Raw genomic sequence first — 6,124 nt, forward strand, 5'->3', positions numbered from 1 at the left:
AAAGTAAATCAATTAATTGCTAATAACATAAATAAATTAGATGCAACTATACCGTTTAATAAATCGTTTGGAATTGCTGGGTTATCTGGATCGGGTAAAACAACTTTTTGCCAAACAATTGGTGAAGAGTCAAAAAAACGATTAGTTTCTTTATTACCAAAGGCTGAATATCAATATTTATTTCCTAACATTATGGAAACAAATTTTAGTGCTATTAAGATGGAAGAAATGCCATTAGTACTTTTTTTAGGGAAATCATCGATTTCGTCTAATCCACGTTCAACGATTGGTACTCATACTGGTGTTTTTACAGAGGTTCGGGAAAAACTTGCTGAAGTATTTAATCTTTCTCCAGAGGTCTTTTCATTTAATAATCAATTAGGCTGGTGTACTGGTTGTAAAGGCCGTGGTACTACAAAAAATGTTGAGTGTAAAAAATGTAAGGGAAAACGTTATAGTGAAGAAATTGAAAAACATGAAATTGATTTGTTGGCCAAGCCACATTCAATTTCAAATATTAATGATTTAAGTGTTGAATCTATTCTTTCAATAGCAAAACAATTAAATATTAGTGAGGAAAAACAGCATATACTGCAAAATATTATTAATATGAACACTGGTTATTTAACATTAAATCGAATTATGGGTACGTTGTCAGGTGGAGAGTTAACACGACTTTATTTGGCTGAATTCATGGCAGTAAGTGAAAATGCTGTAATTATTATTGATGAGATTTCAGTTGGACTTGATCATGAAACATTATTACAAATTTTAGAAGAGATTAAACGATTAGGGTGTAAAAATCAAATTTGGCTTATTGATCATTCAGATACGGTACTAGATACAACTGATGAGCAATTGTTCTTTGGACCTGGTAGCGGAAAATATGGCGGGAAAATTGTGAAAGAATCACCAAGACCAAAGTCAATACTGTGGGAGCGAAATAAAGAAATACCAACAGAATATTATACATTCTATGATTTATATTGCCGTAATATCCAAATGGCGGAGTTTCAAATTCCTAAAAACAGGCTTGTAACGGTTACAGGAGAATCGGGATGTGGGAAATCTACACTTGTCAACGAATGTCTAGCTACAGATTTTTTAAAACGATATCCAAAAGATAAATTAGTTATGGTAGGACAAGACCGAAATCAATCAATTACAAGTCGATCAACTGTAGCAACTTTCCTAGATATTAAAAAGAAACTCACAAAGTATAGTGAAGACATTGATGATATTTTTGAGCGCTCGATTGAGGATATTATTGATGAACTTCCAAATGAAGATATCGCTTATAAACGTTTGAGCTTACTAATTAAATTAGGGCTCGGCTATTTAACATTAGAGAGAAAAACACAAACATTATCGACAGGTGAGTTTCAATGTGTTCATTTAGTTTCGGAATTATTTGCAAACACTAGAAATCCACATACATTATTCATTTTTGATGAGCCTTCAAAAGGTTTATCACAAAATATTTTAAATCAATTTATCGATAGTATTAGAGGTATTCTGCAAGATGAATCAGTTTCTATCATTATGATTGAGCATAATCGTTACATGTTAGAAAGCTCTGATTATATAGTTGATTTTGGAAAAAGGCAGAATGAATCTGTAGAGCATTTGGATGTTGTTAAACATGAGGATTACTATCGTCAAAAAAGTAATGTGAATAGCACAGAGAAAATAAATATCTCTTCAATGCTTAAGCAGAAAAAAGGAGTTCACTATTTAGAAGAAAATCATATTAACTATTTTAAAAATGCCGAAAATGTTTATAAGGGCGGTATTTTAAAAAGTTTATCATCAATGGCTAGGTTAATTTATGGTGAATATGAATCTGATACAATCGCACCTGTTATTGCTATTGATCTTGAAAGACATTTATATAGTCAATATAGTTTCTTATATGAGATTGGTGGATTAATTAATCATATTGTAGCTGCTCATCCAATTAATAAAGATACGAGAAGTTTTGATTTCTATTCACAGGACAATCATTGTCCATCTTGTTCTGGACGTCTTCAAATTGAAGTTTTTGATAAAGATATTGCCATTCAAGATAAAAGTGTTCCATTTTGGGATGGGCTATTCGATCAAGAAATCATGAAGGTATTAAAATTTTATCAGCATGAAAAAATAGAATTTCTATTCGAAGAAATAAAAAATGAGCTTGGTCACGATTTGTCAAAGAGCTATAATGATATGTCAGAAGAAGAAAAGCATACGTTTTGGTACGGATATTTTGAAAAATCATTTTATGATAAAAAAGGAAAGACACGCAGAACATGGGTAGGGTTTAATACAATTATTGGTGGATATATTGTTATTTCAAAAGCACCTATTAAAGAAGAAATTAAGAGTTCAAAAAAAATGATGAAATGTCCAATTTGTGAGGGGACGGTTTTAAATCATCATAAACCACTTAAATTTGGTAACGTAGATATTCGTGAAATAATCAATCAGCCTATTAATAAAGTATTGAAAATAGTTGGTGATTTACCGGCACTTGTTAAATTGAAGTCTATTGTTGGTGGCGATATGGTATTGACGGAAGATGTTTCTTTATTGCCAAGAAAAGCACAAGTTGCATTGAAAATGTTTGAATTAGAACAAGCAAGCTTTTCAAACTATGAAATGGTGTTACAAAATGTCTTACCATTCTGGAGCGAAATAAAAGGAAATATCGAATCCATTAGTGTTAATAATCAGGTAACTGTTTGTGATTTCCCTAATGTTTATGAAACGAGAGAAACCATTATAGATAAGTATTTCACAAATGGTAAATATAAAAAACTTACGTATGTATACGAAGCGTTTGGATACAAAAAATTAGTTACCCAAATTAATAAAATTAAAAAAAGTAATCCATGTCCATTTTGTAAAGGTAAGAAAGTGATAACCGAAGATAATTTACATGATGGTGTCTTTAAACTAACAATTCCATGTGTAACTTGTAATGCAAGTGGTATTAATGACGAAGGGTTAAAAGAAGTTGTCGAGGGCGTGGATGTACAAACGTGGTTAACTGGAAAAGTAAGTGATGTTGTGAATGAAAGCTTATTAACAGAAGCTGTTGGACAAATACCCATTTTCAATCGCATACGTGAGTTGGATAAACGAGATATGATGGCGGTTTATGAATGTTTAGAGAAAAATAACTGATGATGGATTGTCAATTGTAGTAGTCATAAAATAGGAATATAGGTTTTTAATTATGTAAATATAACATGTTAAATTATCGTTTAAATCGTCAAAAAAACGATTGACCCTCACACAATGTCATTGTTTAAGATAAAGTTGAGCTTCAAAGTAGATGTAACTTATAGGAGGAAATCATGTTTAAAATAGGGGATTTTTCAAAACTATCTTCCATTAGTATACGAATGTTGAGACACTACGATAAAGTGGAATTACTACAACCAGTAAAAGTCGATGAGCAGAGTGGATATCGATTTTATTCAGCAGACCAATTAAAAAAAGTAAATCAAATTCAAACGTTAAAAGCTATGGGGTTTAATATTGCTACCATCAAAGAAATAATAGAATGCGATAATATAGATACCATAAAAGAGCAATTTTTTAATCGTAGTGCTCAAATTAAAGAAGACATGAATAACCTCCAAAAACAATTACGTCTCCTCGAAGACTCAATGAAAACGATGAGAGAGGATGTTGTTGAGATGAATTATCATGTTTCAATAAAAGAAATTCCAGAAAGAACTGTAGCTAGTGTTAGAAAGATTATTCCATCGTATAATTGCGAAGGTGATTTATGGAGTGTATTAATGCAAGAAATTCAAATGAAAAATATTAGTATTGCCCAACCGAGTTATAGTATTGCGGTTTTCCATGATCGTGAATACAAAGAAAATGATGTGGATATAGAAATACAGCTAAGTATTCTTGGTAAGCACGAAAATACAAAAGACGTTACATTTAAAAATATGGAATCGACTCATGTAGCTTCTATAACAGTTAATGGAAGTTATGAACAGATGACAGCTGTAAATGAGGCTGCGGCAAAATGGATTGAGACAGAGGGTTACAAATTAGCAGGCCCGATGTTTAATATTTATCATGTGAGCCCAGCGATGGAATACGATCCTAATAAGTGGGTTACAGAAGTTTGTTATCCAATAAACAAATAAGTAATAAAAAAAGGCATGTTTTATGCCTTTTTTATTTTATTAATATCTCAAGATATATAAATTTTTATCTTTACAGTTTTCGTATCGGACTATATAAGGCAATAAAGACTTCAATTATTTTAGTAAAAGCAGCTAAAGCAAATATAAATACAGGATTGTAGGCTGAAATAATTCCACCTACTAATGCCCCCAATGGCATAGATAATCGTGTAAGTACACGAGAAAAACCTAAAACACGTCCTTGCAAATTGGATGGAACAGTTTCCTGCCGAATTGATGTAACAATCGTATTCCATGTGATATTACATGTCATCGCGATTCCGAAAGCAATTCCGGGAGCAAGCCAATATGTACTCCACAAAGCAAATGTTAATCCAAGCGCTCCTAAAAATAGGAGTAAAGGAATAAGTACACCACGTCGAAATTTCTTTTCTAAAGGAACGGCAATTAAGCTTCCTAAAAGCCCACCTATTCCTATTAAAGTATAATTATAGCCACTTTGTGCGGAGGTGAGATTTAATGTCGATAATAAATAATACATAAGTACACCTAAAACAGCACTTGCTCCAAAGTTACCTACCATAGCTTGAAGTGACAAAGCTATATTTAACCAATCATTTTTGAGCCATTTAAAACCATCAAACAAATCATTTAGTACATTTTGCAATGTTTTTTTATCAGTATTCTTTTTATTTAAGTTTTTCATAGAAGGTAATATAATCACAGCAATTAATGTAGCAATAAATGAAAGAACATTAATCCAAAGTACTTGAAAGCCGCCAATAAAAGATATGAAAAGCCCAGCTATCATTGGACCAAACAAACTAGCCAATTGATTAACCATTTGATATAAAGAATTAGCCTTCGTTAATGATGCACCTGCGATGTGTGGAATGACTGTAACTGTTGTTACATCAAAAAGCATGGACATAACTGCTAAGATAAAAGTAATTACGTATAAATGCCAGACTTCTAATATATGTAATGCATGTAGAATTGGTACGAGACTTACTAAAATAATATTGGTAATATACGACATCCAAAGTAACTTTTTTCGGTCATATCGATCAACTAGTACACCAACTAAAGGGCCAAATAAAACGATTGGCAATACGTTTACAGCAAATAAAGAACTCATAATTACAGCTGAACCAGTTAATTGATAGGCAATCCAAGGCAGTGCAAAAGTATATAATGAATCCCCGATTCGTGAAATGAGTAAACCAAAAATAAAAATCTTGTATTCTTTTGAAAAAATTGTCTTGACAGTTAATCTTCGTTCTTGTACAAATTTCACAATTGTATGAACCACCTTTAGTAAAGAGGAATTTGAAAATAATCCGTCCAATACGTATTAAATATAGAATTCTGTAAGAAGTTGTTGAATCCTACCTTTATAAGGTTAATTTTATATAAAAGTGTAGGGAATAGAAATTAGGGCGGCTTTTATTGGATGAGGCGGTATGATTCGAGAATAAAAGGGGTTGCTGGATAAAGAGTTAATCTTACAACCTTTTCCACAACTTTTGTTTTAGCAGAACTAATAAAAGAGAATCCTATATTACTTCAGCAATGTTTAAATTAGCAACAAAAGCCACTGTAATAAGGGGCTTTTGTTGCTAATAATTTAATGATATGTGTACCCTCCATCTGGAAATAATACATTACTCGTAGTAAAACTATTTTGCATTAAATATAGAACAGTATGTGCAATTTCATTATTATGGCCAGGCCTTTTTACAAGAGAAAGAGATTTATAAGATTCATAAGCATTATCAAGAAATACCACCTAAAGTAGAATATAGCTTAACTGAACATGGAAAAACAGTCAGTACTGTTTTGGATAGTGTGTGTAGTTGGGGAAGAGGTCATTTAGAACATATAGATAAAGATGAACTATAAAATTGTTATGTAAACTTATCGTCGTACGAAGTGGAATGGTGTTTTAATAATTTGTATTTTATAATATA

The 6,124-nt window shown here is 31.5% G+C and carries 3 protein-coding genes and 2 pseudogenes; 3 read left to right on the forward strand and 2 right to left on the reverse strand.

Annotation, left to right across the window (positions count from 1 at the left end):
* Together ACQGS6_RS21370 and ACQGS6_RS21375 are read left to right on the forward strand one after the other, a co-directional pair.
* Nucleotides 1-3,168, forward strand: a 3,168-nt coding sequence (locus ACQGS6_RS21370) for an ATP-binding cassette domain-containing protein (RefSeq protein WP_426965553.1), incomplete at its 5' end; no start/stop codon positions are given.
* 173 nt (nucleotides 3,169-3,341) lie between these two features.
* A complete protein-coding gene (locus tag ACQGS6_RS21375; protein WP_025966171.1) occupies nucleotides 3,342-4,154 on the forward strand; it encodes a MerR family transcriptional regulator in 813 nt (270 codons plus the stop codon).
* A 70-nt stretch (nucleotides 4,155-4,224) separates the two neighbouring features.
* On the opposite strand, the gene ACQGS6_RS21380 is transcribed toward ACQGS6_RS21375, so the two are convergent.
* Nucleotides 4,225-5,451, reverse strand: a complete 1,227-nt coding sequence (locus ACQGS6_RS21380; RefSeq protein ID WP_426965554.1) for an MFS transporter — start codon at nucleotides 5,449-5,451, stop codon at nucleotides 4,225-4,227.
* Nucleotides 5,452-5,781: 330 nt separating this feature from the next.
* A pseudogene (locus ACQGS6_RS21385) lies at nucleotides 5,782-5,925 on the reverse strand (SDR family oxidoreductase); the annotation flags it as partial.
* Here ACQGS6_RS21385 and ACQGS6_RS21390 point away from each other — a divergent pair.
* Nucleotides 5,922-6,056, forward strand: a pseudogene (locus ACQGS6_RS21390) (winged helix-turn-helix transcriptional regulator); the annotation flags it as partial. The pseudogenes ACQGS6_RS21385 and ACQGS6_RS21390 overlap by 4 nt on opposite strands.
* Nucleotides 6,057-6,124: the final 68 nt, after the last annotated feature.

It is taken from the genome of Bacillus sp. GMs2/2, assembly GCF_050172095.1.
Lineage (GTDB): Bacteria > Bacillota > Bacilli > Bacillales > Bacillaceae_G > Bacillus_A > Bacillus_A cereus.